The sequence below is a fragment of the uncultured Hymenobacter sp. genome (genome assembly GCF_964243305.1).
Classification (GTDB): domain Bacteria; phylum Bacteroidota; class Bacteroidia; order Cytophagales; family Hymenobacteraceae; genus Hymenobacter.
In genome coordinates, this window is record NZ_CAXTEF010000007.1 from 1 (window position 1) to 23,347 (window position 23,347).

Consider the following 23,347-nt stretch of genomic DNA (forward strand, 5'->3'; position numbering starts at 1 on the left):
CCTTAAAGGGCGGCCTGTTGCCGAGGGGGGTAGGGAAAACAGCAAAGCCCCAGGGAAGTGAGAGCAACGTTTGCAAACGTTGCTCTCACTCCCCTGGGGCTTTGGCGTGCACAGAGGGGGTAGGGATTTCCACCGGTGAAGCTCCCGGCGGCGGCGGAAAGGACCTATCACCTCACCATCTCACCAGCTCACCGCTTAGTCCTTAATCATATCCACCTCGGCCCGAATCATGGCGTTCCAGCGCTTGCCCTGGCCGTTGGCCAGCGTGAGCTGGTTCCAGCCTTTGGCGATGGAGTAGCTCCAGGTGCGCGATTCCTTGAACTCGAACGTGGGGCTCATCACCTGCCCGTAGGCGGTGTAGTTGTCCATGAAGTTGGCGGTGTAGAACTTGTCGCCGCCCACAATCCATTCCATCGCCACGTAGAAGCCCTCCTCGGGCGCCGGCACGTTATATTGGGTTAAATCAATGGTGTACCACTGCCCGCCCTGCGGCGCCGACACGACCACGTTCTCGGTCAGCAAATCGGTGTTCGGGGCGTTGTAGTTGCCATCGGCCTTGTAGAGGCGCACGCGGAAGGGCTCGCGCGGAAAGCCGTTCTCGCCGATGTAGAACGAGACCGAGCGCACATTGCCGAGCTTCTTCTGCTTGTCATTCTTAATCAAAAAGGCGTACTGGCTGCCGGCCTGCCCTTGCAGTATGCCCTCGTCGGGGCGGTCGGCGCGGGTGCCCAGGGCCAGGTTCTTGACCTTGCCGCCCTTCACGGTCACGCCCTGCAGCTCGATGACGCGCTTTTTCAGCTCGATGGTCAGGTCGGTGCTGCTGCCTTTCTTGACAAACTTCGTGTTGCGGTCGTAGCCCAGCGTCATCACAATCAGCGAGTCAGTGGGGCCTTTCTCGAAGCCCGGCAGCTGAAAGACGCCGAATTCATTGGTGAGGGCGCCGGTGCCGTCGTTGCGCAGGCCAATGGAGGCAAACGGCACCGGCTCCTTGGTTTTGGCGTCCACGACGTGGCCCGTAATCTTATTGTCCTGGCCCTGGCTCAGCAGTGGCGCCGCCAGCAGCGCGCCCAGCAGTAAACGTAGCATCATAGTTTAAGTAAGAGTAAAAAGGAGTTGGAATCAATAAATAAAACAGCAGCTGGGACCGCGCGGGCTCCGCTCCTGAGGAGGGGTTGCCGGCCCGGCAGGGGGGTAGGGGATGGGCCGGCCGAAGCCTTTGGCGTCGGCGGCAATCGGCTGCAAATCGGCCGCTTGCCCGGCCGCCCGCTGAGCTTGGGCCCGGCGGCCGGCCGGGCGGCAACTCAACACAAGCGGCGCCTTTGCCGTAAGCGCCCTACACATTCACCCCTTCTTTCTTAACCCTTTGCCATGCGTAAGCCCTTTCTTTCCCTGTTGGCGGCCCTGACCCTGCTCACCGCCGCCTGCGACAACCTCAACAAGCAGGAAGCTAAAACCAAAGACGAGCCTCAGGAAGCCACCCAGGACACCGCCGTGGTGTACCGTGACGGCCAGACAGCTGGCGACGCTACCGCTAGTGCTGCCGCCACGGCGGGCAATGCCGTGGCCGGTGCTTTCGATGTAGCTAAGGATAAGCTCAAGGACATCAAGTTTGAGGAAGTAAACCTGCCCGACATTTCGGTGCGCGGCAACGACGACTACAGCGTGTATGGCCTGGAAGAAAAGGTCTTGTTTGATACCGACAAGGCCGAAATCAAGCCCGGCGCCGCCAACGCCCTGAACCAGGTGGTGGCTTCCATCGGCCAGCGCTACGGCAGCAACCAGATTCAGGTGATGGGCTTTGCCGACTCGCGCGGCGACAAGGACTACAACAAGGAGCTGAGCGAGAAGCGCGCCGAAGCCGTGAGAAACTGGCTCGTGACCAACGGCAAGATGGACGCCAGCCGCCTAAGCGTCGAGCCAATGGGCGAGGCCATGCCCGCCGCCTCCAACGCTACGGCCGCCGGCCGCAAGGAAAACCGCCGCGTCGAAATCGCCGTCCGCACCAAAGCGTAGGCTAGTGATTAGCGAATGATTGTTCGCAGGTCATATCGCTAATCGCTCTAACCAACTTTAAAAGGCCGGCGCCGATGCGCCGGCTTTTTTGCGTTCAGCACTAACCACTACTCACTAACCCATTAATCATTACTTATACGCGTCAACCTCGGCCCGAATCATGGCGTTGTAGCGGTTGTTGCCGTTGGCCAGCGTAATCAGGCTCCAGCCGCGGCCGATGTTGTAGCTCCAGGTGCGCGACTCTTTAATCTCGAACGTGGGGCGCAGAATCTGGCCGTAGGGCGTGTAGTTGTCCATGAAGTTGGTGGTGTAGAACTTGTCGCCGCTCACAATCCACTCCATGCCCACGTAGAAGCCCTCCTCGGGCGCCGGGATATTATAGGAGGATAAATCGACCGTGAACCACTCGCCGCCGCGCACCGCCGACACCACCACGTTGTCAATCAGCATGTCGGAGTTGGGGGCGCTGTAGTTGCCGTCGGCCTTGTAGAGGCGCACGCGGAAGGGCTCGCGGGGGTAGCCGTTTTCGCCGATATAAAAGGCCACTGAGCGGATAAAGCCCAGCTTCTTGCCCTTCTCATTCTTGACCATGAGCGCGTACTGCTGGCCCGGCACGCCCTGAATCATGCCCGTGCCCGGCGAGTTCGAGCGGCAACCCAGCATCAGGGCCTTCACCTTGCTGGCTTCGACCTGCACGTTGGCCAGCTCGATGCTCTGCTTGGGCATCTCGATGATGAGGTCTTCCATCGTGGCGCCGCGCTTGACGAGCAGCGCCGTGCGCCGGTAGCCGAGCGCCATCACGATGATGGAGTCGTCCATCGCCTTGACGGGCGTAGCGAGCTGGAAGAAGCCGTACTCGTTGGTCAGGGCGCCGGTTTGTTCGTCGCGCAGGCTGATGGAGGCGAACGGGATGGGGTCTTTGGATTTCTCATCCACGACGCGGCCGGTGATGCGGCCGTCCTGCGCCCAGCCCTGAGCGGGTCCTAAAAGGGCGAAAAGTGCAAATAATAAGTAGCGTTTGAACATAAGTTGTAAGGGTAATTGTGGTAAGGCTGACAAATTTAATAGGAATCTTGAAATGATAAGACGCCAAGGTAAAAGTATTTTTACGCAATGCAATTAAAGGGTCGAATAGTATAATTTCAAGGAGACGACTGAAGCATTCAGCGTCGGCCCCGCGGCCGGAAACCTTCGTTCGTCGTAGCTTTGTTTAAAATCAGTCTAAATAACGTTTGCTCGTGACTCTGTTCCGTCGTTCCCGCTCTGTTTCGGCTCTGGCCGGCCCTACCCCCCCCCGCAGCGCCAACGACCTGCGCCTCGATGAGACGGGCACCATCTGCTGCCTGCAAGACCCCGAGATGGCGCTCAAGCTGCTCGAAATGGGCTGCGTGCCGGGCCAGACGGTGCGCCTGAGCGGCCGGGCCCCGCTCGGCGACCCGCTGATGCTCGTGCTCGGCAACGAGGAGTACACGCTCTCGCTGCGGGTGAGCGAGGCGGCCAACATTTTGCTGAAATAAGCCGGGCGCGGGCACGATGACGAGCAAGCTTTGTTTAGAATAGAAGCAGCGGGCGGCGGGTCGCCAGCGGCCCATACCTCAGCTTTATAAATAGTATGCCAACAGCGGTTTCCTCGGCTTCGGTAACGCCCGCCGCGCCCCCAATGGCCTCGGCGCGGCCCGCCCGCCCGGCCCGGCCGCTGCGCATTGCCCTGATTGGCAACCCCAACTCCGGCAAGACTTCGCTCTTCAACCAGCTCACGGGCCTCAACCAGAAGGTGGGCAACTTTCCGGGCGTGACCGTGGACCGCAAAACCGGCGTGGCCCAGCTCACTTCCCAGCAGCGCGCCGAAATCATCGACCTGCCCGGTACCTACTCGCTCTACCCCAAGAGCCTCGATGAGCAGGTTATTACCGATTTGCTCTACGACCAGGCATCCGATGAGTACCCGGATTTTGTGGTCGTGACCGTGGATGCGAGCAACCTGCGGCGCAGCCTGCTGCTTTTCTCGCAGTTGGCCGACTTGCAGCTGCCCGCCGTGCTGGCTCTGAACATGACCGATATGGCCGCCCGCCACGGTGTCGGCATCGACATCGAGGCGTTGCAGCGCGAGTTGGGCGTGCCCGTCATCCCGATGAACGCCCGGCAGGGGGTAGGCGTGGCGGCGCTGAAAATCGTGATGGCCCAGCGCCTCGACGCGCCCAGCGGCGCCCGGTTCTGGATGCCCGAGGAGACCCTACTGCCACTCGTGCGCCAGATTCGCTACTATTTCAACCTGCACAACGATTACCTGGCGCTGCACTACGCGCACCAGTTCCGGCACATCAGCTTTCTCTCGGCCGATGATAAGGCATACTTGCAGGAACTGACCAACAAGTATAAGTTTGAGCCAATGGCGCAGCAAGCGCAGGAAACCATTGCCCGCTACGCCCGCATCAACGAGCTGCTGCTGGAAACGGTGACCGTGACCCGCACCGAGCAGCAGGAGCCGTTTTCCAATAAAATCGACCGCGTGCTGACTCACCGCGTGGGCGGCTACCTCATTTTTCTGAGCATCCTGTTCATGCTGTTCCAGGCCATCTTCGCCTGGGCGCAGTACCCGATGGACTGGATTGACCAGGGCATTGCCGGGCTGAGCGCGACCATTCAAGCCAACTTCGACGGGCCGCTGGTGCGCCTGCTCACCGAGGGCGTGCTGGCCGGGCTGGGCGGGGTGCTCATCTTCATTCCGCAGATTGCCCTGCTCTTTGCGTTCCTGGCCGTGCTGGAAGAAACCGGCTACATGGCCCGCGTCACCTTCCTGATGGACAAGCTCATGCGGCCCTTTGGGCTGAGCGGCAAGAGCGTGGTGCCCCTGATTTCGGGGCTGGCCTGCGCCGTACCGGCCATCATGGGCGCCCGCAATATTGAGAGTTGGAAAGACCGGATGATAACCATCTTCGTCACGCCGCTCATGTCGTGCTCGGCGCGCATTCCGGTTTATACCGTGCTCGTGGCGCTGGTCGTGCCCGATGAGGGGGTAGGCGGCGTCTTCAACCTGCGCGGCGTGGCCCTGATGGGCCTTTACCTACTGGGCTTGTTTTCGGCGCTGGGCTCAGCCTGGGCGCTCAAGAAAATTCTCAAGCCCCGTGAGCGCAGCTACTTCATCATGGAATTTCCGGTGTACCGCTGGCCGCGCTGGAAGAATGTGGGCCTGACCATTATCGAAAAGGTAAAAGCCTTCGTCTGGCAAGCGGGCAAGGTGATTGTGGCCATTTCAGTCTTGCTCTGGGTGCTGGCCACCTACGGCCCCGGCGACGGGCAGGACCGCGCCGAGGCGCAGGTGCGGGCCCAGGCCGCGCCCGCAGCGAGCCTGCCCGCCCCAAACCTCGCAGCGGCCACCGACCCGCGCGCGGTGCTCTCGCCCGTGCGCGCCGAGCCAGTGGCGGCGGCTGACGCGCTGGCGCGCCAGGTGGCCGCCGCCCGCCTCGAAAACTCCTACGCTGGTGTGTTCGGCCGCGCCCTGGAGCCGGCCATTCGCCCGCTGGGCTTCGACTGGAAAATTGGCATTGCCCTGCTCACCTCGTTTGCCGCCCGCGAGGTGTTTGTGGGCACGATGAGCACGATTTACAGCGTGGGGCAGGACGCCGATTTGGGCACGGTGCAGCAAAAGCTGCGCGCTGAAAAAGACCTCAACGGTCAGCCATTTTATACGCCGGCGCGGGCGGCGGCGCTGCTGGTGTTCTACGTGTTTGCCATGCAGTGCATGAGCACGCTGGCCGTGGTGTACCGCGAAACCAAAAGCTGGCGCTGGCCGCTGGCCCAGCTCATCTACATGACCGGCCTGGCCTGGGTGGCGGCGCTGCTGGTCTACCAAATCTGGAAATAGGGGTAAGGCTCTTGCGGTCAGCCGATGCGCTTCGGCGCATTCCCTACCCCCCTTATCTTATGAAAGCCCTCCCTGAGCGGCCGAACTCCTGGCATAATCAGCGCTGAGTTCGGCCGTTCGGGGAGGTATTTCAACACCCACCTGGCGTCGGCGATGGCGCTGGTCACCTGGCTCTTGGTGGAGGTGGCACGCGGGAAGTGACCCTCGGCACTGGGCGCCTGCGTGGTCGGGCTGGTGGTGGGCGGCTTCACGTTTGGCGGCTCGTGGGCTTTGTATAAATTCACTAATCGTCTGGTAATTATGCGGGTAAACGCCGAAAACGAGGATGATGGTCTCGACGCCAGTCAGCACGGCGAGAGCATCATTACCGAGCAACTGGCCCTGAGCGCCCGCTAGAGCGGCGCTACATTCCGACCAGAAACACGGCCGGCACCTTGTGCAGGGCCGGCTTCGGCGCCCGGCGCCACTCGGCAATGGTCAGGGTGCGGATGAACTCGCCCGCCCCCGTTAAATCAGCGGCTACGCAGAGGCGGGTGCCGGGCTGCAAATGAGCCAGCAAATCGGTCAGGAGCGCCTCATTGCGGTAGGGCGTTTCGATGAAGAGCTGGGTCTGGCGGCGCTGCTGGGCCTCGCGCTCCAGCGCCTTGAGGGCCGCCGCGCGCGGCGCCTTCTCGATGGGCAGGTAGCCGTGAAACGCGAACCGCTGCCCTTCCAGCCCCGACGCCATGAGCGCCAGCAGCAGCGACGACGGGCCGACCAGCGGCACCACGCGTAGCCCCAGCCGGTGCGCCTCGCGGGCCAGCGCCGCGCCGGGGTCGGCAATGCCGGGGCAGCCCGCCTCGCTCAGGATGCCCGCCTCCGCAACTTCCCCGGCCAGCAGCGGCGCCAGCGCCTGCCGCACGTCCGGCTCCGAGGAATCTTTGTCTATAACCGCAAAGCGGATTTCTTCAATCACCCGCGCCGGGGCGATTTCCTTCACGAAGCGGCGGGCGGTGCGGACATTCTCGACCAGAAAATACGGCAGCCGCGCCACGGCCGCCGCCACCTGCGGCGGCAGCACCTGCGCGGCCGTGGCCTCGGCGAGGGGGGTAGGGATTAAGTAGAGAGTTGGCAATGAATACTTAGCAAGGAAGAAAAAGGGATTGAGACTGTCATGCTTCATCCAGCGTCCGCGCAGCCGGGCCGGGGCAAAGCATCCTGGCGGGGAAAGTAATCAGCTGCAACGATTTAATTCCCTACCCCCCTTGCTTGCGCCGAACCCGCCAAGGTGCTCCGACTGCCCGGCGCGGACGCTAGATGAAGCTTGGCCGCCTTTAGCTTTCCTGCCGGCCCAGCACAAAATTTCGCACCAGCCCAAACACCTCGTCCGGCTTTTCGGCGTGCACCCAGTGGCCGGCGTTGGGTATCGTCACAACCTCGGAGTTGGGAAACAGCGCCGGGATGCCGGTGAGCTTATCATCGGGCGAAACGTAGTCGGACAGCCCGCCGCGAATGAAGAGCGCGGGCTTGAGAAACGGCGGGCCGCTGGTTTCGGCGCCGATGGCGGCTACTTCGGCGGCCAGCACGGGCAGGTTGATGCGCCAGGCAAAACGGTTGTCGGCGTCGCGGTAGAGGTTTTTCAGCAAAAACTGCCGCACCGTGGGCTGCCGGATGTGCCGGGCCAGGGCGGCATCGGCGTCGCCGCGGGTTTGAACTTCAGTTAAATCCACCGCTTGCAGGCCGGCGATGATGGGCGCCTGGTGCAGCATGTCGGAGGCGCGGGGCGCAATGTCGAGCACCAGCAGCCGGGCCAGGCGGCCGGGCGCATCGAGGGCCAGGCGCATGGCCACCTTGCCGCCCATGCTGTGGCCGAGCAAGCTCAGGCTTTCGGGGGGTAGGGCGAGGTGGTCGAACAGGGCCAGCACGTCCTGCGCCATCAGCTCATACGAGTGCTCGGGCGCGTGAAACGAGCGGCCGTGGTTGCGCAAATCGACGCTCACCACGCGCAGGCCCGCTTCCTCGGCCCAGCGCCGGGCCAGGGTCTGCCAGTTATCCAAGGTTCCGAACAGGCCGTGCAGAATAACGAGCGTGGCCGGGCCGGCGCCCTGGTCGAGGTAATGCAGCATAAATTCAGTTAGCAGTTAGCAGTTAACAATGAGCAGTGAGTTGACTAATGAACCGTGGGCAGGTAAGTACTCTAACTGTTTACTGATAACTGCTCACTAATAACTGCCTTCTCAAATCCAGCACCAAGCGGCGCTGCGCCGGGTAAGCGGGGCGCTGCTCAGGAAGCGGGTGAGCGGCTCTAAATCAGTTAGAAGCGACGTCAGCACGACAGTGCGCCCCCCCGCCAGGTGCAGGCGCAGGTAGTCGTAGCGGTGCCAGAAGCTGCGGCGGGCGCGGCACGCGACGCGCTCCACGGCCTGCAAATCGCGCGGGGCGAACGTAATTCGCTGGCCGTGCTCCCAGACTTCAAGCAAGTTGGCTTCGGGGTTGAACACCAGCTCGGTGCCCCTATTGAGCACGTAGTAGCGGGCGTGCAGCAGCAGCGCCGGCCCGGCTAGCGCGGCTACCAGCAGCAGCAGGCCCAGCACCAGCCCCAGCTCCAGCCCGGAGCGGACGCCGGCCAGCATCGGCAGCACGCTCAGGGCCACGCTCAGGGCCAGCAGCGGCCAGGTGGCCAGCCGCAGCTGCCGCGCCGCCCCGAGGCGGTAGCGGTGCGGGCGGCGCTGAAACAGGCCCGTCAGCAGCCGGGCCGCGCCCAGCAGCAGGCCCAGGGCCACGGCCACCTCGAGCAGAAGACGGTAGGATTTCAAATGGTAGCAAGCAAGGCGCAAAGAACGTCATGCCGGGCACAGCCTGTGCGGCTTGGCTGAAATTGAGGGGGGTAGGGAATTCGAGTCAGGGAATTGCTTCTCCCAGCAAGCTGCTCCGGCAAGCTTGCGTACCGGATGCCCGCTATTGACTGGCAGAACTAGGGTTTAGCTGAAGCACAAGTACTGCGGTAAGCCGTCACCTGCCTGCTATGGCGCGTTGCAGGCAGCGTAGCAACATCAGGTAGCCCTACTATAAGCACGGAAAGCACCGGAAGATTCAGGTGGCCGCGGAGCATAGCTCTTGCCAGATAGACAACAGGGTTAGCTGATTAAACCGACACCTACTCAGGGCAGTCGCGCTCCAACGTCCGCCCAGCCGCTGAGGAAGGATAATTGCTCTAAATAGGGCGTTTGTCCTTCGAAAAAGCCCGTTGGTGTATTATTCTTGATTTAATGAAACCTTCGAGGTACGTTTGAAGTGCTGCCTGGCAAACGCAAAAGGCGGGCGGGGCCGATTCACCATTGTTTGAGACCAGTTTTCTAACCCCACCTAGAGTAATTCTCAACTCAGGGTACAGACCGTAGCGCGAAGCTCCTGCTTCGCGCATCGTGGAACGAGCGCCCCACAATGCCCCAACGAGACGCGAAGCGAAAGCTTCGCGCTGCTGCCTCGGTCAGCCAGTACGCTAACCTGAAAACTGCGCCAGCCACAACTCACGCGCTGCTTTAGAAAGCTAGGTGAAGCCCGTTGTCACCTCAGAATCTTTCCATGAAACAGGTCACTAATTAAAACTTTCAAAGTCCTTAAATACAATCACAAAATGTTTATAATCATAAGTTTATGAGTTGATAAAAGCCAAAACAAATGTCTAATAAATTAAAATATTCATTTGCTATCAGTCTATCATAAGGGTAGGTTTGCTCAGCAATACTCGAAACCCTATTTCTTCTTCTTAAAAATCATGAAACGCAATCGTTCTTCTAGTATTTCCTCCATTGCTACTCCTCGCTGGCTCTGGCTCATCTGCCTAACCCTGCTCGGCGCCTGTAATGACGACCCGACGACGGGCCGCACCAGAGTGCAGGGGCAGGTAGTGCAGCAGCAGAGCCGGCAGCCCGTGGGCGCGGGCTCGGTGCAGGTGTACCTGGCCAGCCGCGGCGGGGGCTACCGGCCCGTGGGCGACCCCTACCCCTGCGACGCGCAGGGCCAGTTCGCCTTTGACTTTGAGGCCGAGCAGGAGAACGGCTACCTGCTCACGGCCGAGGCGCCCCCCGGCTATATCACCGACTGGGCTGTGGCCCCGCAGCTAACGGCAGGGCGCCAGAACAAGGACGTTACCGTGCCCGTGCTTGCCCCAGCCTGGGTGCGGCTCGTGCTGGTGGATGAGCCACCCAAAAGCCGGGTTACAATGACTATAACTGGCTATTCTGGCTCAGGCGAAACCCTGCGCTACCCAAAAGATACCATCTTGGTGCGGCCAATTTTGGCGGGCCTGACGCCGAGTATAGCTTGGTTTATTAATGACCAGGGGCAAGATAAACAGTCTTATCAAGAAATTCAAACAACAGCTTTAGATACCGTGACCGTGCGCATCCCTTTCTAATTCATTTAGTTCCTATTGAATCCATGATGCGCCCTTTGCATACTATCCTGACCCGGCTCCTGACCCTGGGCAGTCTGTTTTTACTTGGTGCCTGTAATGACGACCCGACAACGGGCCGCACGAGCGTCGCGGGGCAGGTGGTGCAGCAGCAGAGCCGGCAGCCCGTGGGCGCGGGCTCGGTGCAGGTGTACCTGGCCAGCCGCGGCGGGGGCTACCGGCCCGTGGGCAGTCCCTACCCCTGCGACGCGCAGGGCAAGTTCAGCTTTGACTTCGACGCCGAGCAGCAGAATGGCTACCTGCTCACGGCCGAGGCGCCCCCTGGCTATATCACCGATTGGGCCTTGGCCCCGCAGCTAACGGCAGGGCGCCAGAACAAGGACGTCCTCGTGCCCGTGCTCGCCCCGGCCTGGGTGCGGCTTGTGCTCGTCGACGAGCTGCCCAAAAGTAGGGCTACGGTGTATTTATCAGGGTATGATGGGCCTGGAGATGTTTTGTCTTATCCACGCGACACTATTTTGATTAGACCTGCACTTGCGGATTTCCCGAGAAAGATAATCTGGGGAATTAATGAGACTGGAATTATTCAACAGTACTCTCAAGATGTAAAGCTGGCGCCTTTAGACACCGTGACGGTGCGCATTGCTTTCTAATTTAAACCAATTCTCTTTTCTCTCACCTCTTTTCTTTTTTCTGCATGAAAAACAAAATACTTGGTCTATTCATGGTTTTAGGACTGCTGAGTAGTATACGTGGGTGGGGGCAGGTTAACTCAGCCACTACCCAAAATATCGCTCCCTCGATGCCTCCCTCGATGCCTACTTCCGATGGGCCGGGAGACCCGTTGCGGGAATTACGGGAGTCACTCGGGACGCTAGACCCCAATCGCATTGCGACGGGGGTGCTACTTGACCGCATGATGCTCATAACGAACCCGCAGCGCTTCGCCGGGCAGGGCGACACGGCGGCGAGCTACAACGGCTTTGAGCAGCAGTACTGGGAGTTCTACCACGCCGCGCTCGACACTAGTCGGTTGCCGACCCTTGAAGCGCTCCGGGCCAGCATCGGACAGCGGGTGCAGCAGGGCACCGTGCCGCTGCTCATGCTGCGCTACGACTATAATGCCCTGGCTGCCACGGCTGCCCAGGACCGTTTGATTACCATCGACTCGACCAATGAGCGGGTATACGATGGTCCCGACCTGAGTCGCAGCCCCTACACGAGTGGGCAGTTTTTCTCGGTCGTGCTGTCCGCACCCACCACCGAAACCACAATGAGCGTTTACGTGGGTGCAGAGTTTTGGCTCGGCAATCAACCGAATCCCGGCTACATCTCGCTTGATTTCGGTGACGGACTGGGGTACCGGCAAGTCACGATGGGCAGCACCGTGCAGGTGCAGGTGGTGCCGCCCGCGCCGGGCGGCACGTCCTTGCGCGGCACGAGTGGCGTGACCACGCAAACCGTGTATGCCTACGAGCCCACCACCGGGAAGATGGCCCGGACCGGCGTACACTATTTAAATGCCGCCAGCACCCCGCCCCATGTGGCGCTGGGCTTAGTGGGGGCACACTGGTCAACTTTCCGGCCGACCAAAGGCATTAATGGCCCCGATGGCCGTCCCTCGGCCATTGCCTGGATAAGATATGCTTCCAGCAACAGCACCCGGAAGCTGCGTCGGCCACTCGTGTTTGTGGAAGGAATCGACTTTGAACGAAAACGCAACGGGCCATTTGCCTACTTTCCTGATAACCGCTACATCACCCAGACAGGTCCAATTCCATTGAGCGACTTTGATGGCAGTAATTACTTACGCCTTGGCGGATACCGCAACGGGGCGGCGGGTTGGAATGAGATGGTAGATTACAACGAGGAGTATAAAAGCCTGGAAAAATTTCCGGTGCTGCGGGCGCAGCTGCAAGCGTCGGCCACGCAGACGTTTCCGGATGGCACTCCCGGCGGCGACTATGACGTTATCTATCTTGACTTCTCCGACGGCGCCAGCCTGATTCAGCACAACGCAATGGTGCTGGTCGAACTGCTGAACTGGATTAACAAGCCCGAAAACCGTACCGCCAATGCCGAGGAAACGATGGTTATCGGCACGAGCATGGGCGGGCAGGTAGCGCGCTTCGCCCTGGCCTGGATGGAGCAGCAGAACCTCTGCCACAACAGCAAGCTCTACGTCTCCTTCGACTCGCCCCACCGCGGCGCCAACATCCCGCTGGGCATCCAGTATATGTTTGAGCGGCTGCAACACGTCTGGATTGGCGACGGCTCGGCCGAAAACGCCGTTAAAAACAAGTTGAAGCGGGAGGCCGCCATGCAGATGGTGAACTTCCACTTCAGCAATCTTGCGCCGGGCTACCGCCGCGACTGGCAGGCCTGGCAGAACTCACCCAACAGCTATCCATCACTGTTGCGCAAGGTGGCCGTAGCCAACGGTAGCGGACAGGCCGTACTTCAGCCGAACATGCAGCCGAAGATGCTGATGCTGCGCTCAGCCGAGGGGTTCCTTAATAAAACGCAGGCAATAGCCGGACGCAACTATGCCTACGCACTACCAGGAGCTGATGCTGGCGGGAAAAGCAACGTGGTATTTAGGTACCAAAGGCCTTATAGCTCTAACTGGAACTACTCTTACGCCGACCCCAACTGGAGCCACTTCGACTCCTCGCCGGGCTCCACTTCCCGCGTGGCCGGCGACGCAGACGATGATGGCAATTCGTTAGTAGCCGGTCATCCAACCAATACCTTCATGCCCACTATCAGCGCCCTGGACGTGAAGGACGCCGGCACTTTCGACCGGCCCAATTTTGGGTATGATGTTCGGCGAAATATATCCCCTGAAGCACCAAACCGCGCTAAGTATGCTTTCGATGCCTACTTCGCAGCAGGCGGCATCAATGAGCCGCACGTGCAGATTACCAACGCGCAAGCCTCGCGGCCGGGCAACACGAATTATTCCACCAACAACGCGGCCTGGATTCAGAACGAGCTGCGCGAGTCGGCGCACCTGCTGCCAGCCGTGCTGAGCACCAGCTACAACTTCGGCAGCCGCTACCGGCAGTATCTGCCTTCGGTACGCATAGCAAATCAAGGCGTGCTGTACGTCAACAACGGCACTCTGCCAGCCAGCGGTGGCACGGCCGCCACGCAGACCGCCCCAACGGCCGGCCGCTTCGAGATGTACACGTCCAGCTGCGGGAGCCAGGTAGTGGTGGCCCAAGGCGGGCAGCTCGTGCTCGGACAGCCGGGCAACACCCACACCGCGGAGGTGCGCATGAGCAGCAAAGGCCTGCTGGATGTTCAACTGGGCGGGCAGGTGGTCGTGGCCGCCGGCTCCACCTTACGCCTGCAGCGCGGCGCGACCCTCCTTGTGCGCAACGGGTCTTCCCTGAAAGTCGATGGCCAGGTGATAGTAGAGGACGGGGCTTTTCTCTGCCTGGAGCGCGGCGCCAACCTAAGCTTCTCGCCTTCCTCCGCGCTAACTATCCAGCAAGTGCGTCCCATCGCGGAGTCAGCCTACAATCCTGGCAATTTAAACTGCTCGGATGAGGTGAGCGTGTGCGGTCAGTTTACGACTGCCTCCACCGCCTACCGCAATGTTTCGCGCAACGAGGCGCTGCAGTTCGACGGCAACGACGTCGTATCCGTGCCCAACACCAACTCCCAGGTCAACACGAGCCTGACCCAGACCTTTGCCGTGGAGGCCTACATCCGGGCCGATAACCTGAGTGCCACCAACGACTTAAGCATCGGGCGGGCGCAAACCATCTTCTCCAGCCGGCACACCACCCCCAGCGGCGGCACCGATGGCCTGCTGTTCACGCTGCACGGCAGCCGCCTGCTGCTTCAACTCAACCGGCAGAACTACGTGGACGACGCCAACCGGCTGCCCGACGACAAGGGCTGTCACCACGTAGCCGTCACGCGCGACAACACCGGCCGGGTGCGCTTCTACATCGACGGCCAGGAAACCGCCTACTCGCCCACCACTACCATCAGCGCCCAGTCCGCCGGCATTCTCAACCTGGGTGCCGACAATTATCCCGGCTCCTACACCGAGCACTTTCAGGGCCTGCTGGGGGAAGTGCGCGTGTGGAACGTCTGGCGCAGCGCCGAGCAGATTCGGCAGAACAGCACCAGCAAGCTCACCACGCCGCAAGCCGGGCTGGTAGTATACTATGACATGCAGGATGGCACGACCAGCAGCCGGCTCAGCGACCTGTCCGGCATCAGCACGGCCGCCGGAGGCGCAGTGCCCGGCGTGCTGGGCGCCAGAGTAGAGGCCGGTAGTGATGACCCTACCTGGGTATCCCAGTGCGCGCTGACCTGCACGGCGCAGGGCAACTTTCGCATGGGGCCCCTGGTGCTTACTCCCGGCGACTCGACCGCCGGCCCGCTGAGCAAGTATCCCAAACCGAAAGCCAAGGATAGCGACAAGTCCATCACGGCGCTAAGCGTGTCGCCTAACCCGGCCACCGGCTCGGCTACCCTGCACTTTGAGCAAACTCAGGCAGCCAGCGTCCGCGTGTGGGTACAGGACCTGATGGGCGCCGAGCGGGCGGCCGTGCTGAAGGAAACGCCCTTGGCAGTAGGTCCGCAAAATCTGACCCTACCCATTCAACAGCTGCAGCCGGGACTGTATCTGGTCATGATAGAGAGCCGAGGCGAACGGGAGCACATTCGCTTGGAAATTAAATAACAAAGTGTTGCGGCAGAAGAGTCACACCGGTTCTTCTCATACCGGACGAACGTAGCCGTTGCCTCAGGTCTTTAATCCATTTTATAGAGAAGCCGCCTTCTTTCCGGAGGGCGGCTTTTTCTTTATAATTACGACAGTAACTAGTTGATTTTAGGCTAAGTTTTCGGCTTACTTCGTTAACGTGCTATATTCTCCGTTCCTAAGAGAACCTCCTTATACAGCGTGCGGAACTGCTGCCCGACGGCCCCGATGCTGAAATGCGCTTCGGCGTGGCGGCGTAGGGCGGCCGAGTCGAATTGCGCGGGGTTTTCCAAAACCCGCACCACCGCCTTGGCCAGGGCGGCTTCGTCGCCGGGGGGCACGAGCAGGCCGCGGGTGCCGTCGTCGGGCAGCAGCTCGGGCACGCCGTTCACGCGCGTGGCCACGGCGGGTAGGCCGCTGGCCTGGGCTTCGATGAGCACGCAGGGCAGGTTTTCGTAGTTGGAAAAGAGCACGAAGCAGGCCGCGCGGCGCATCTCCGCCGCCACTTCGGCCGGGGTGAGCTTGCCCAGGAACGTGACCGTGCCATCGGCCAGCAGGCCCAGCTCCGCGGCCAGCTGCCGCACCTGCTTTTCGGCTGGTCCGTAGCCGGCCACGCGCAGCTGCCCGCCCAGGAGGGGGTAGGCGGCGCGCAGCCGGGCCACGGTGCGCAGCAGGCCACTCAGGTTTTTGGCCTGCTCGTTGAAGGCGGCCACGTTCAGCAGCCCGCGGCGCGGCACCGGCATGGTCGGCAAGTGAAACAGGTTGGTATCCACGACGTTGGGAATAACTACGGTGCGCTTCCCTACCCCCCCCAGCCGAGCCAAGGCCGCCCGCAAATCCTGCGAGACCGGCGTAAAGGCATCGGCGCGGCGCACCAGCTGTCCGGCCAGCCAGCCGCGCAGCCAGCCCCGGCGCCTGTCGTTGAGGGACAGAAAGAGGGTCCAATGCTCGGTAATCAGGTAGGGGATGCCGTGGCGGCGCCGCAGCCACCACGCCAGCACGGCCGGCCGCAGCATGATGTGGGCGTGCACTAGGTCGGGCCGCCGGCCCCGCCAGTGGCGGCGCACGGCCCGCAGCCCGCGCCCCATACACCGCAGCCACAAGAACAGCTTCAGCAGCCGGTCGAGCGGACCCAGGCCGGTGAGGTGGGCGCGGTAGTAGTAGCGCCAGGTAGGCACGGGGCCGTTCAGGTCAATTTCTTCGTCGATAAGCTGCGGCAGCGGCCCGCGGGCTACGGCGGCAAACACCACGGCCATTCGCAAAGGCTCACCTGCTGGCCCGCCACCGGCAGCAATGGCCGCCACGTGCCGGGCCACGAAGTCGCCGTCCTGGTCGTCGTAGCGGTGCGGATACCACTTGGGCAGGTGCAGAATGCGCATGGACGCTTCGCTTGATGAGGAATGAAGAATGAGAAGTGAGGAATTGCGACAAAGGTCGTCCGAGTAATTCCTCATTTTTCATCACGCCTCCGCCTTAGCCGAAAAAGCCTACCCCCAGCGAAGGAGGTAGGCTTTTTCGGCTAAGGCGGAGGCGTTGCTACTTCGAGACTACGAAGCGCACCGACTGCACGGCCTCGGCGGTGGCGACGGTGGCGATGTAGACGCCCGGCGCCAGCGAGGAAGGTAGGGCCAGGCGCTGCGGGCCGGCGGCCAATTTGCCGGCCTTAAGCACGGTGGCTACTTCGCGGCCCATCACGTCGACCACCCGCACGGTGGCCGTGGTGCTGCGCTTCACGCGGAAGCTCAGGGTGGCGGCGCCCTCCGTGGGGTTCGGCGACACCGCCAGAGTTTCGAGCGGGGCATTGGCTACTTCGCGGTTAGCCAAGGTCTGGCCGGCCACGTTGTAGCAGGTAATTTGGGGGTTAAAGTTGGTCCAGCCGGTGGCCCAGTTGGTAGCACCGAAGGCGCCGCGGTGCGTGACGACCTCGAAGGTGCTGTTCGGCCCGCCGTTGCCGGTGCCGGTTAGCTTGGCGTTGGTGAAAGCCGCGCCGGTAGCCAGCACAGAACCCGTAGCCAGTGCCAAGTTTGGGGCGCACTGAGCATTAGCGCCGCAGTTGCCTTCAAAACTGAAGCTGTCGGCGTTCAAGCCCAGGGCGGCCACGGTGCTGGTAGTGTCATTGGTGCTGCCAACAAAGGTTCTGAAATTGAAGCCCGCCGTGGTGGTAGTCTGGTTGCTGGTCACGCGGCCCACGCGGCTGGGGGCAGTATAGCCGGCCAGTACGTTGTTAGCGAAGAGCAGGGCGCCACTCTGAGCGTTGGCGGTGGTCAGAGCGCCGGAGTTACTGTTCAGTTCCAAGCCGTATGGCCGGCCGGCAAACACCGAGTTGACGATGCTCAGGGCCGAGTTGCGGCGAATCAGGGCGCCGGCCGAATTAGTGTAGGCCGTAAAGGGCGCGGGCGTGGTAGGCAGCAGCACGGTCACATTCGAAAACACGGCCGAGGTCTGCGGCGTATTAGCCGTGCCGGTGGCGTCGTTGTCGCTCTCGAAACCATTGGAAACGCCACCTGACTGCGTATCGCCCCGACGCGGGTCGCGCACGGCTAAGCCGAACTGCACCCGCCCTGAATAGCCATTGTCAGTGTCAAAATCATCATCCGTCCCAGCCAGGGCAATGAGATACTTAGCGTTTACAGTGCCGCCAAACCATTCGTAGGAGTCATCGTTCGAGGCCGTTACCTGGATGTGGTCAATCGTGGTGCCGGAGCCCACGCCGCCCAGCGTGAGGCCATTAATTTCGTTATTAGTGCCGAAGTTGACGCCGGGATATTCGATGCGTACGTATTGCAGCGTACCGGAATTGTCCGCCGCATTGGTGCCGCCAAACGTGGCCACTACCCCTCCTTCAATGGACGGATTGCCGGGGTTGTTCACCGGCGCGCGACCGCACAGAATCACGCCGCCCCAGTCGCCTGGCTGACGTGAGCCAGCCAGCTGGTTCGAGGTAAATACGATGGGCTGGGTGGGGGTGCCGATGGCAATCAGCTTGCCACCCTGCCGAACGACGAGCGTGCCCTGGTTGGTTTTGTCACCTTTGATGATGGTGCCCGCCTCAATGGTCAAGGTCACGCCATCGTTAACGTACACCGTGCCGTTGAGCAGGTAGATATTATTGCGGGTCCAGGTGGTGTTCTGAGTGATTTCAAAGCCCGCTTTGGCCGGCGTGCCCGTGCCGACTGAAATGGGTGCGGGCGTAGCCGGGCAAACCGTTTGGGCCGTTGCCCCAAGGCTTAGCAGGGCGAGCAGGGCCGGGAGTACAATCTTTTTCATGAGTAAGGTGTAAGTGAGGGGGTAGGGAAAATGGTTGAGTAAAGGTCTGCTGGGGAGTACGCGAGCCAAGTCAGCGCGATATTATCCTTTGAGCGGCTTTCGGTTAAGAAATTGTTGCGTTCCCTACCCCCCTTGTACCGCTAACCCGCGTGAAGGGGGGTAGAGAATATTTATTAGAAGCGGAACGTGGCGCCCAGCGTGGAGTAAGTGCCGCGCTTGTAGCGGGCGAAGGCGGCACCGTTTTCCACGCCGTTGATTTTGCCGTTGCGGTCGAAGTCGTAATACTGCCGCACTTCCTGGTTGAGCATGTTCTGGATGCCGGCCCGCACTTCAAAGTGACTGCCGATACCCTTGGTCAAGCCCAGGTCCACGACGTGGCGGGGCAGCTCAATCACGGAGAAGTTCTGGTTCAGGTCGCCGACAAAGGCAATGCGCGGCCCAATGATGTTGTACTGGGCCGATACCTGCCAGTGGGCCTCGTCGTCCTGATAAAACACACCTAGGTTCACCACATAGGGTGACTGGCCTTGCAGCGGGCGGTTGGAGAGAGCAAACTTGCGGTTGTCAAGCAAGGTCGTGTCCAGGTCCACTCGGCTGCGGATGAGTGAGGCGTTGAGCACAAACGAGATGCGCTGCAAAAAGCGGTTTTCGCTCAAGTCAATCAGCGACTTGCGCGCTTCCACCTCCACGCCTACATCGTAGGCCCGGTCGGCATTCTGGTATGTCAGCACCAAATCGGAACCCGTAGTGGAAAGCGTAACCTGCTCGATAGCATCGTAAAATCGCTTGCCGAACACGCCAATTGAGAGCAGCTCCGAGCGGGTGGGGTAGAACTCGTAGCGCAAATCGGCGTTATAAATCCGGGCAGTTTTTAAATTGTTGGAGCCGCGCACCGAAAAGTTGTTGCCGAAGTCATAGTACTGATACTCGGCTACTTCCCGAAACTCCGGACGATTCACCGACTCACTCACGCCGGCACGCAGCACACTGCGGTCGTTGAAGTTGTAAGTCGCGTTCAGCGAGGGCAGCATGAACGTGCGCACTTCCTCATAGGGTGCGGTCTGCGCCTCCGGGGAGGCCAAGTATTTACGATTATATTCGACGCGTACGCCGCCGCTCAGATTCAGGCGCTCCGAAAGCGGGGCCACGCCGCTCAGGTAGCCAGCCACGAGGCGGTTCTGGCCATTGTAGCGGTCTTGGGCCTGGGTCGATTCGCGTAGCACGAGGCCGGTGGTAGGGTTGAGGTTGGTGGGACTGAAAATCGTTTCCAAGGGCTGGCTACCGATGCCGGCCTCGTCGAAGCTAGTGCCACGAGCATAGTTAAAATAGCGGCTGTTATAGTTGCGCTCCTTCTCTTCGGCATAAAAGCCTAGCCGAACCTTATACTGGTTGGCGCTCAGCGTATCGCGGCCCGCAAAGCGGTACTCCAACTGCCCGCTGCCCATGTAGGTATTTTCCGTCAGCGTGGCATAAAAGCGCGAGCTAGTAGTGGGCACGCTGTTGATTTCCACCCGAAACGGCAGCGGGTTTAACTCGCCGGGCTGGCCCTGGACGTAGTTACGGGTCTGCTGGTTCTGGCGGTAATCGGGCTCATCGCGGTTCACATAGTTGTAGCCTGCCGCCCAGGTAACGGTGGTGCGGCCCGCAGGCCCCACCTCGTGGTTGCCGCCGAGCTGTCCGGAGTAGATGCTGCGGCTCTGGTAGTGCAGAGCATAGTCATTGCGCTCCTGCGGGTCCGAGTTTTCCAAGTTTAGGCCCTGACGGCGCACCACTTCGTCAGTACCATACTGGTTGAAGAAGTTGCGAAATTCCACCCGGTTACGGTCGTTCAGACGCACCTGGTAGTTATGGATGATGCCTAGGCGCACCGCCGACAGACTGCGCGTGTCCTGGTAGTCAAACACTTTGCCCGGCAGCTGGCCGGGGTTGCTGGCGTCGTAGGTCGTGAAGCGCTGGCGCAGCGAGGTATTCTGCTCCTGCGTATTGGCGTAGGAAATCGAGGTGACGTTGCTCACGTACACCTTGCCGATTTCGAACTTGCGGTTCACGCCCAGCGAGATGCGCAAATCCGGCCGCGAGGTGATGCTGCGAGGCACGAACTCGTTGCGCAAGCTGCCGCGCAGGCCCGCGAGCTGCTGCTCCGTTGAATTAGTCTGCGGGCTTAGATTACCCAGGATGCCTGGCAGCTCACGCTGCCCGTTGTCAAAGCCTAAGAAATCAGTTGAGCTGTGATTCGACTGCAAAAAGCCATTCTTGAACGTATTGGTCGAGCGGGCCCAGCCCGAAACCGTGAGCGAGGTTGAGTTTTCCAGCACGGAGTTCCGGGTAAACACCTTCACGATGCCGCCACCAAATTCGCCCTGTAACTCCGGCGCACCCGATTTAAAAATCAGGATTCGGTCAATGACCGAGCTGGGCAGAATGTCAAACGAAAACGAGCGGGTGTCTACTTCGGCCGAGGGCGTTAGAGCATCGTTAAGCAGCACTGTATTATAACGTTCCGCCAAACCCCGAATCACGATAAAGTTGTTGCTCTGCACCGTCACGCCCGGAATGCGCTTCACGACCTCAGCCGCGTCGCGGTCCAGCGTCCGCACAATCTGGTCGTTGCTGACGCCGCTTACCACGACTTCGCTCTGTTTCAAGTCTTGAATCAGGGCTACTTCGGTGCCGGTCTGCTTGACGCCGGTCACGGTCACTTCGCTGAGCGAAGTCGCGTCTTCGGCCATCACGGCGTCGAGGGTTGTTTTGGCGCCACTCGTAATCACGATGCCGGGAAACGTGAGCGGCTTGTAACCCACGTAGGTAATGGTGATGTTGTAGGTGCCGGGGTCGAGGGCCAGCTCGTAGCTGCCCTGCACGTCCACGGGCGCGGCCTGCGTGGTGCCAGTCACGAGCACCGTCGCGCCGATAACGCCCTCGCCGGTCTTCTTGTCGGTCACTTTGCCGGTGAGGCTGCCTTGTTGCGCAAAGGCCAGCGCACTCGTCAAAAACCAGAAAATACCAAGGAAAAATGCGCGCATGAAGGGAAAAGTTGGTTTCACGGTGCAAAGGTCCGCGCCTCCCATTACGTCAGGATGCCCGGCACATTACCGTTATGTTACGTCCCATCCTGCCATCACCTGAGCCGGTTATCACCCCGTACTTTTGCGAATTTTTTAGCCTAGCCACCCCGGCTATCGCTTATTCCAGTCGGCGCCGCCGCCGGCGCGCTCGTCCGCCGACCTACATTCGCAGCCGGCCGCTTCCTGGTTTTCATTTCCCTACCCCCCCTCTACTTTCCATGCTTACTTCCATGACCGGCTTCGGCCAGGCCCACCGCGAAACCGACGCTTACACCGCCACCGTCGAGCTGAAGTCACTAAATTCCAAAACTTTCGACCTAACCTTGCGGCTACCACGCTTCCTGCAAGCCCAGGAATTAGAAATTCGCAATCTGTTGGCTAAGAGCTTACTGCGCGGCAAGGTGAATCTTGCCATCGACTTCACGCGGCCACAAGCTGCGACTGCCAGAGTCACGGCTTCCATCAATCGCGAGGCGCTGCTGACTACTTATTACGAGCTGCGCGAAATCGCCGAAAGCCTAGGCCTGCTCACCGGCGAAGACACTCTGCTGGCCGCCCTGCGCCTGCCCGGCGTTATTCCAAGTCCCGCCGAAGCCCGCGAAGCCGAGCCCGTAGCCGAAGAAGTAGCCTGGCCCGAGCTGCTGCCGCTGCTCCACGAGGCGGTGGCGGCCATGCAGCAGTTCCGCGAGGACGAGGGCCGCACCCTCACGGCCGAGATTCTGAGCTACGTGGCTACTATCCGCCAGCAGCTTGCCCAAGTCGAGCAGCACGACCCGGCCCGCATCGAGCACGTGCGTCAGCGCCTGACGGCCCACCTGGCCGAGCTGACCAGCCACGAGCAGTTCAACGCCACCCGCTTCGAGCAGGAAGTGCTTTACTATATCGAGAAGCTCGACATCGCTGAGGAAAAGGTGCGCCTGGCGGCCCATCTGGCTTATTTCGAGCAGGCTGCTAGTCAGCCTGATGAGGCGGCGGGCAAGAAGCTCGCTTTTTTAGCCCAGGAAATCGGCCGCGAAATCAACACTATCGGCTCGAAAGCCAACGATGCTACCGTGCAGCACCTGGTGGTGGGCATGAAGGAAGAGCTGGAGAAAATCAAGGAGCAGCTTAATAACATCTTATAGATTGAGTATAGTATGGCACTCTAATTGAATCAGTTCTACTAGCCAGCAGGCGTTTGTACTTATTCAACTTTTAACAAAACATAAGCGCCAGAAATATTTTGTTTATCCGAAATATTAAATTTTAACTACGTTTGGGATGAGCTGCTGTTATACTTTTAGCTAAAACCGGATAGTACGACTCATTAATTCGCTGTAAGAAGCAAGCAGGCAGCTTAAATCTTAGTTAAATTTTTTCATAAACCTTGCAGTCACGATTATTGTAACTACCTTAGTAAAAGCAAGTCCGCTGCGTTGTAAATTTTCTTCACCCGTTAGCATCCTATTCATATGAAATCATTTTTTCTCTTCTTTCTACTGTCTGGGCTGCTGATGGCCGCCCGTCCGGCCTCTGAAATCGAGCTGGTTAAAAAGCGCGTTTTAAGCGAGCGGGTAGAGATACTCATTCCCAAAGGCTTCGAGGTGATGAGCGAGCAGCAAATGGACTTTGCTTATGCCAAGGCGCAGAGCCGGCCCAGCGTGATGTTCACCAACAACAACCTGATTACGCTCGCCTTCAACTACAGCGACAACGAAGCCGACCAGGATATGGTCGGCGTGTACGCCGGCTCGTTCACCAAAACTTACCAGAAGCAGTTCAAGAACGCGACCTGGATTGGCGACGGCGTGAAGGAAATCAACGGCCGCAAAGTCGGCTTCCTGGAGTTCATGCGCCCGGAGCTGGGCCACGAGGTTTACACCCTCACCTTCTTCACCGACGTGGAAGGCAAGCTGCTCATCGTCACCTTCAACTGCTCGCCCCAGCAAAAGGCGGAGTGGGAGGTGGTGGCCAAGAAAATTATGGGCTCGCTCAAAGCCAACGGCTAAGCGCCCGGCAGCTATCAGCTTCTAAAC

17 protein-coding genes are annotated in these 23,347 nt (G+C 60.4%); 8 read left to right on the plus strand and 9 right to left on the minus strand.

Going from position 1 to position 23,347, the window contains the following annotated elements:
* Window positions 1–195: 195 nt before the first annotated feature.
* Window positions 196–1,089 carry a carboxypeptidase-like regulatory domain-containing protein gene (locus ACFE70_RS06515; RefSeq protein WP_375416918.1) on the minus strand — a complete coding sequence of 298 codons (894 nt, stop codon included), beginning with the start codon at window positions 1,087–1,089 and terminating at the stop codon, window positions 196–198.
* 279 nt (window positions 1,090–1,368) lie between these two features.
* Here ACFE70_RS06515 and ACFE70_RS06520 point away from each other — a divergent pair, with 279 nt between their 5' ends.
* Window positions 1,369–2,013 (plus strand): OmpA family protein, encoded by a 645-nt coding sequence (locus ACFE70_RS06520; protein WP_375416919.1) that lies wholly within the window; start codon window positions 1,369–1,371, stop codon window positions 2,011–2,013.
* A 129-nt stretch (window positions 2,014–2,142) separates the two neighbouring features.
* Here the strand turns inward: ACFE70_RS06520 and ACFE70_RS06525 are convergent, their stop codons facing one another.
* Complete coding sequence (locus ACFE70_RS06525; RefSeq protein ID WP_375416920.1) at window positions 2,143–3,039, minus strand: carboxypeptidase-like regulatory domain-containing protein; 897 nt, start codon at window positions 3,037–3,039, stop codon at window positions 2,143–2,145.
* A 212-nt stretch (window positions 3,040–3,251) separates the two neighbouring features.
* Between ACFE70_RS06525 and ACFE70_RS06530 the strand changes: the two genes are divergently transcribed.
* Window positions 3,252–3,530, plus strand: a complete 279-nt coding sequence (locus ACFE70_RS06530) for a ferrous iron transport protein A (protein WP_375416921.1) — start codon at window positions 3,252–3,254, stop codon at window positions 3,528–3,530.
* A gap of 143 nt (window positions 3,531–3,673) precedes the next feature.
* Entirely contained in the window at window positions 3,674–5,878 is a 2,205-nt protein-coding gene (feoB, locus tag ACFE70_RS06535) for a ferrous iron transport protein B (protein WP_375417022.1), read from the plus strand.
* Window positions 5,879–5,895: 17 nt separating this feature from the next.
* Here the strand turns inward: feoB and ACFE70_RS06540 are convergent, their stop codons facing one another.
* The 4 genes from ACFE70_RS06540 to ACFE70_RS06555 all read right to left on the minus strand — a co-directional run bounded on the left by ACFE70_RS06540 (window position 5,896) and on the right by ACFE70_RS06555 (window position 8,673).
* Window positions 5,896–6,162 (minus strand): hypothetical protein, encoded by a 267-nt coding sequence (locus ACFE70_RS06540; protein WP_375416922.1) that lies wholly within the window; start codon window positions 6,160–6,162, stop codon window positions 5,896–5,898.
* A gap of 119 nt (window positions 6,163–6,281) precedes the next feature.
* A complete protein-coding gene (locus tag ACFE70_RS06545; RefSeq protein ID WP_375416923.1) occupies window positions 6,282–6,992 on the minus strand; it encodes an SAM-dependent methyltransferase in 711 nt (236 codons plus the stop codon).
* Between the two features lie 199 nt (window positions 6,993–7,191).
* Window positions 7,192–7,983, minus strand: coding sequence for an alpha/beta fold hydrolase (locus tag ACFE70_RS06550; RefSeq protein WP_375416924.1), 792 nt, complete (start codon window positions 7,981–7,983; stop codon window positions 7,192–7,194).
* A 111-nt stretch (window positions 7,984–8,094) separates the two neighbouring features.
* On the minus strand, window positions 8,095–8,673 hold the full coding sequence (locus ACFE70_RS06555; protein WP_375416925.1) for a hypothetical protein: 579 nt from the start codon (window positions 8,671–8,673) through the stop codon (window positions 8,095–8,097).
* 962 nt (window positions 8,674–9,635) lie between these two features.
* Here ACFE70_RS06555 and ACFE70_RS06560 point away from each other — a divergent pair.
* The 3 genes from ACFE70_RS06560 (at window position 9,636) to ACFE70_RS06570 (ending at window position 14,979) form a co-directional block, all read left to right on the plus strand.
* A complete protein-coding gene (locus ACFE70_RS06560) occupies window positions 9,636–10,277 on the plus strand; it encodes a hypothetical protein (RefSeq protein WP_375416926.1) in 642 nt (213 codons plus the stop codon).
* A 23-nt stretch (window positions 10,278–10,300) separates the two neighbouring features.
* Window positions 10,301–10,927, plus strand: coding sequence for a hypothetical protein (locus ACFE70_RS06565; protein ID WP_375416927.1), 627 nt, complete (start codon window positions 10,301–10,303; stop codon window positions 10,925–10,927).
* A gap of 263 nt (window positions 10,928–11,190) precedes the next feature.
* Window positions 11,191–14,979 carry a LamG-like jellyroll fold domain-containing protein gene (locus tag ACFE70_RS06570; protein ID WP_375416928.1) on the plus strand — a complete coding sequence of 1,263 codons (3,789 nt, stop codon included), beginning with the start codon at window positions 11,191–11,193 and terminating at the stop codon, window positions 14,977–14,979.
* 176 nt (window positions 14,980–15,155) lie between these two features.
* Here ACFE70_RS06570 and ACFE70_RS06575 read toward each other — a convergent pair whose 3' ends face one another.
* The 3 genes from ACFE70_RS06575 to ACFE70_RS06585 form a co-directional block, all read right to left on the minus strand.
* Entirely contained in the window at window positions 15,156–16,379 is a 1,224-nt protein-coding gene (locus ACFE70_RS06575; RefSeq protein WP_375416929.1) for a glycosyltransferase, read from the minus strand.
* A 157-nt stretch (window positions 16,380–16,536) separates the two neighbouring features.
* Entirely contained in the window at window positions 16,537–18,267 is a 1,731-nt protein-coding gene (locus ACFE70_RS06580; protein WP_375416930.1) for a T9SS type A sorting domain-containing protein, read from the minus strand.
* Between the two features lie 173 nt (window positions 18,268–18,440).
* Window positions 18,441–21,290 (minus strand): TonB-dependent receptor domain-containing protein, encoded by a 2,850-nt coding sequence (locus tag ACFE70_RS06585; RefSeq protein ID WP_375416931.1) that lies wholly within the window; start codon window positions 21,288–21,290, stop codon window positions 18,441–18,443.
* 260 nt (window positions 21,291–21,550) lie between these two features.
* Here ACFE70_RS06585 and ACFE70_RS06590 point away from each other — a divergent pair, with 260 nt between their 5' ends.
* Together ACFE70_RS06590 and ACFE70_RS06595 are read left to right on the plus strand one after the other, a co-directional pair.
* Window positions 21,551–22,456, plus strand: coding sequence for a YicC/YloC family endoribonuclease (locus tag ACFE70_RS06590; RefSeq protein WP_375416932.1), 906 nt, complete (start codon window positions 21,551–21,553; stop codon window positions 22,454–22,456).
* Between the two features lie 327 nt (window positions 22,457–22,783).
* The gene (locus tag ACFE70_RS06595; protein WP_375416933.1) at window positions 22,784–23,320 is read left to right on the plus strand and encodes a hypothetical protein; all 537 of its coding nucleotides are present in this window, start codon (window positions 22,784–22,786) and stop codon (window positions 23,318–23,320) included.
* The last annotated feature ends 27 nt before the right edge of the window (window positions 23,321–23,347 follow it).

Bases quoted from the DNA above. Each gene is read 5' to 3' on its own strand.
- ACFE70_RS06515 (WP_375416918.1), bottom strand. From the start codon at position 1,089: ATGATGCTACGTTTACTGCTGGGCGCGCTGCTGGCGGCGCCACTGCTG.
- ACFE70_RS06520 (WP_375416919.1), top strand. From the start codon at position 1,369: ATGCGTAAGCCCTTTCTTTCCCTGTTGGCGGCCCTGACCCTGCTCACC.
- ACFE70_RS06525 (WP_375416920.1), bottom strand. From the start codon at position 3,039: ATGTTCAAACGCTACTTATTATTTGCACTTTTCGCCCTTTTAGGACCC.
- feoB (WP_375417022.1), top strand. From the start codon at position 3,674: ATGGCCTCGGCGCGGCCCGCCCGCCCGGCCCGGCCGCTGCGCATTGCC.
- ACFE70_RS06550 (WP_375416924.1), bottom strand. From the start codon at position 7,983: ATGCTGCATTACCTCGACCAGGGCGCCGGCCCGGCCACGCTCGTTATT.
- ACFE70_RS06560 (WP_375416926.1), top strand. From the start codon at position 9,636: ATGAAACGCAATCGTTCTTCTAGTATTTCCTCCATTGCTACTCCTCGC.
- ACFE70_RS06565 (WP_375416927.1), top strand. From the start codon at position 10,301: ATGATGCGCCCTTTGCATACTATCCTGACCCGGCTCCTGACCCTGGGC.
- ACFE70_RS06570 (WP_375416928.1), top strand. From the start codon at position 11,191: ATGATGCTCATAACGAACCCGCAGCGCTTCGCCGGGCAGGGCGACACG.
- ACFE70_RS06575 (WP_375416929.1), bottom strand. From the start codon at position 16,379: ATGCGCATTCTGCACCTGCCCAAGTGGTATCCGCACCGCTACGACGAC.
- ACFE70_RS06580 (WP_375416930.1), bottom strand. From the start codon at position 18,267: ATGAAAAAGATTGTACTCCCGGCCCTGCTCGCCCTGCTAAGCCTTGGG.
- ACFE70_RS06585 (WP_375416931.1), bottom strand. From the start codon at position 21,290: ATGCGCGCATTTTTCCTTGGTATTTTCTGGTTTTTGACGAGTGCGCTG.
- ACFE70_RS06590 (WP_375416932.1), top strand. From the start codon at position 21,551: ATGCTTACTTCCATGACCGGCTTCGGCCAGGCCCACCGCGAAACCGAC.
- ACFE70_RS06595 (WP_375416933.1), top strand. From the start codon at position 22,784: ATGAAATCATTTTTTCTCTTCTTTCTACTGTCTGGGCTGCTGATGGCC.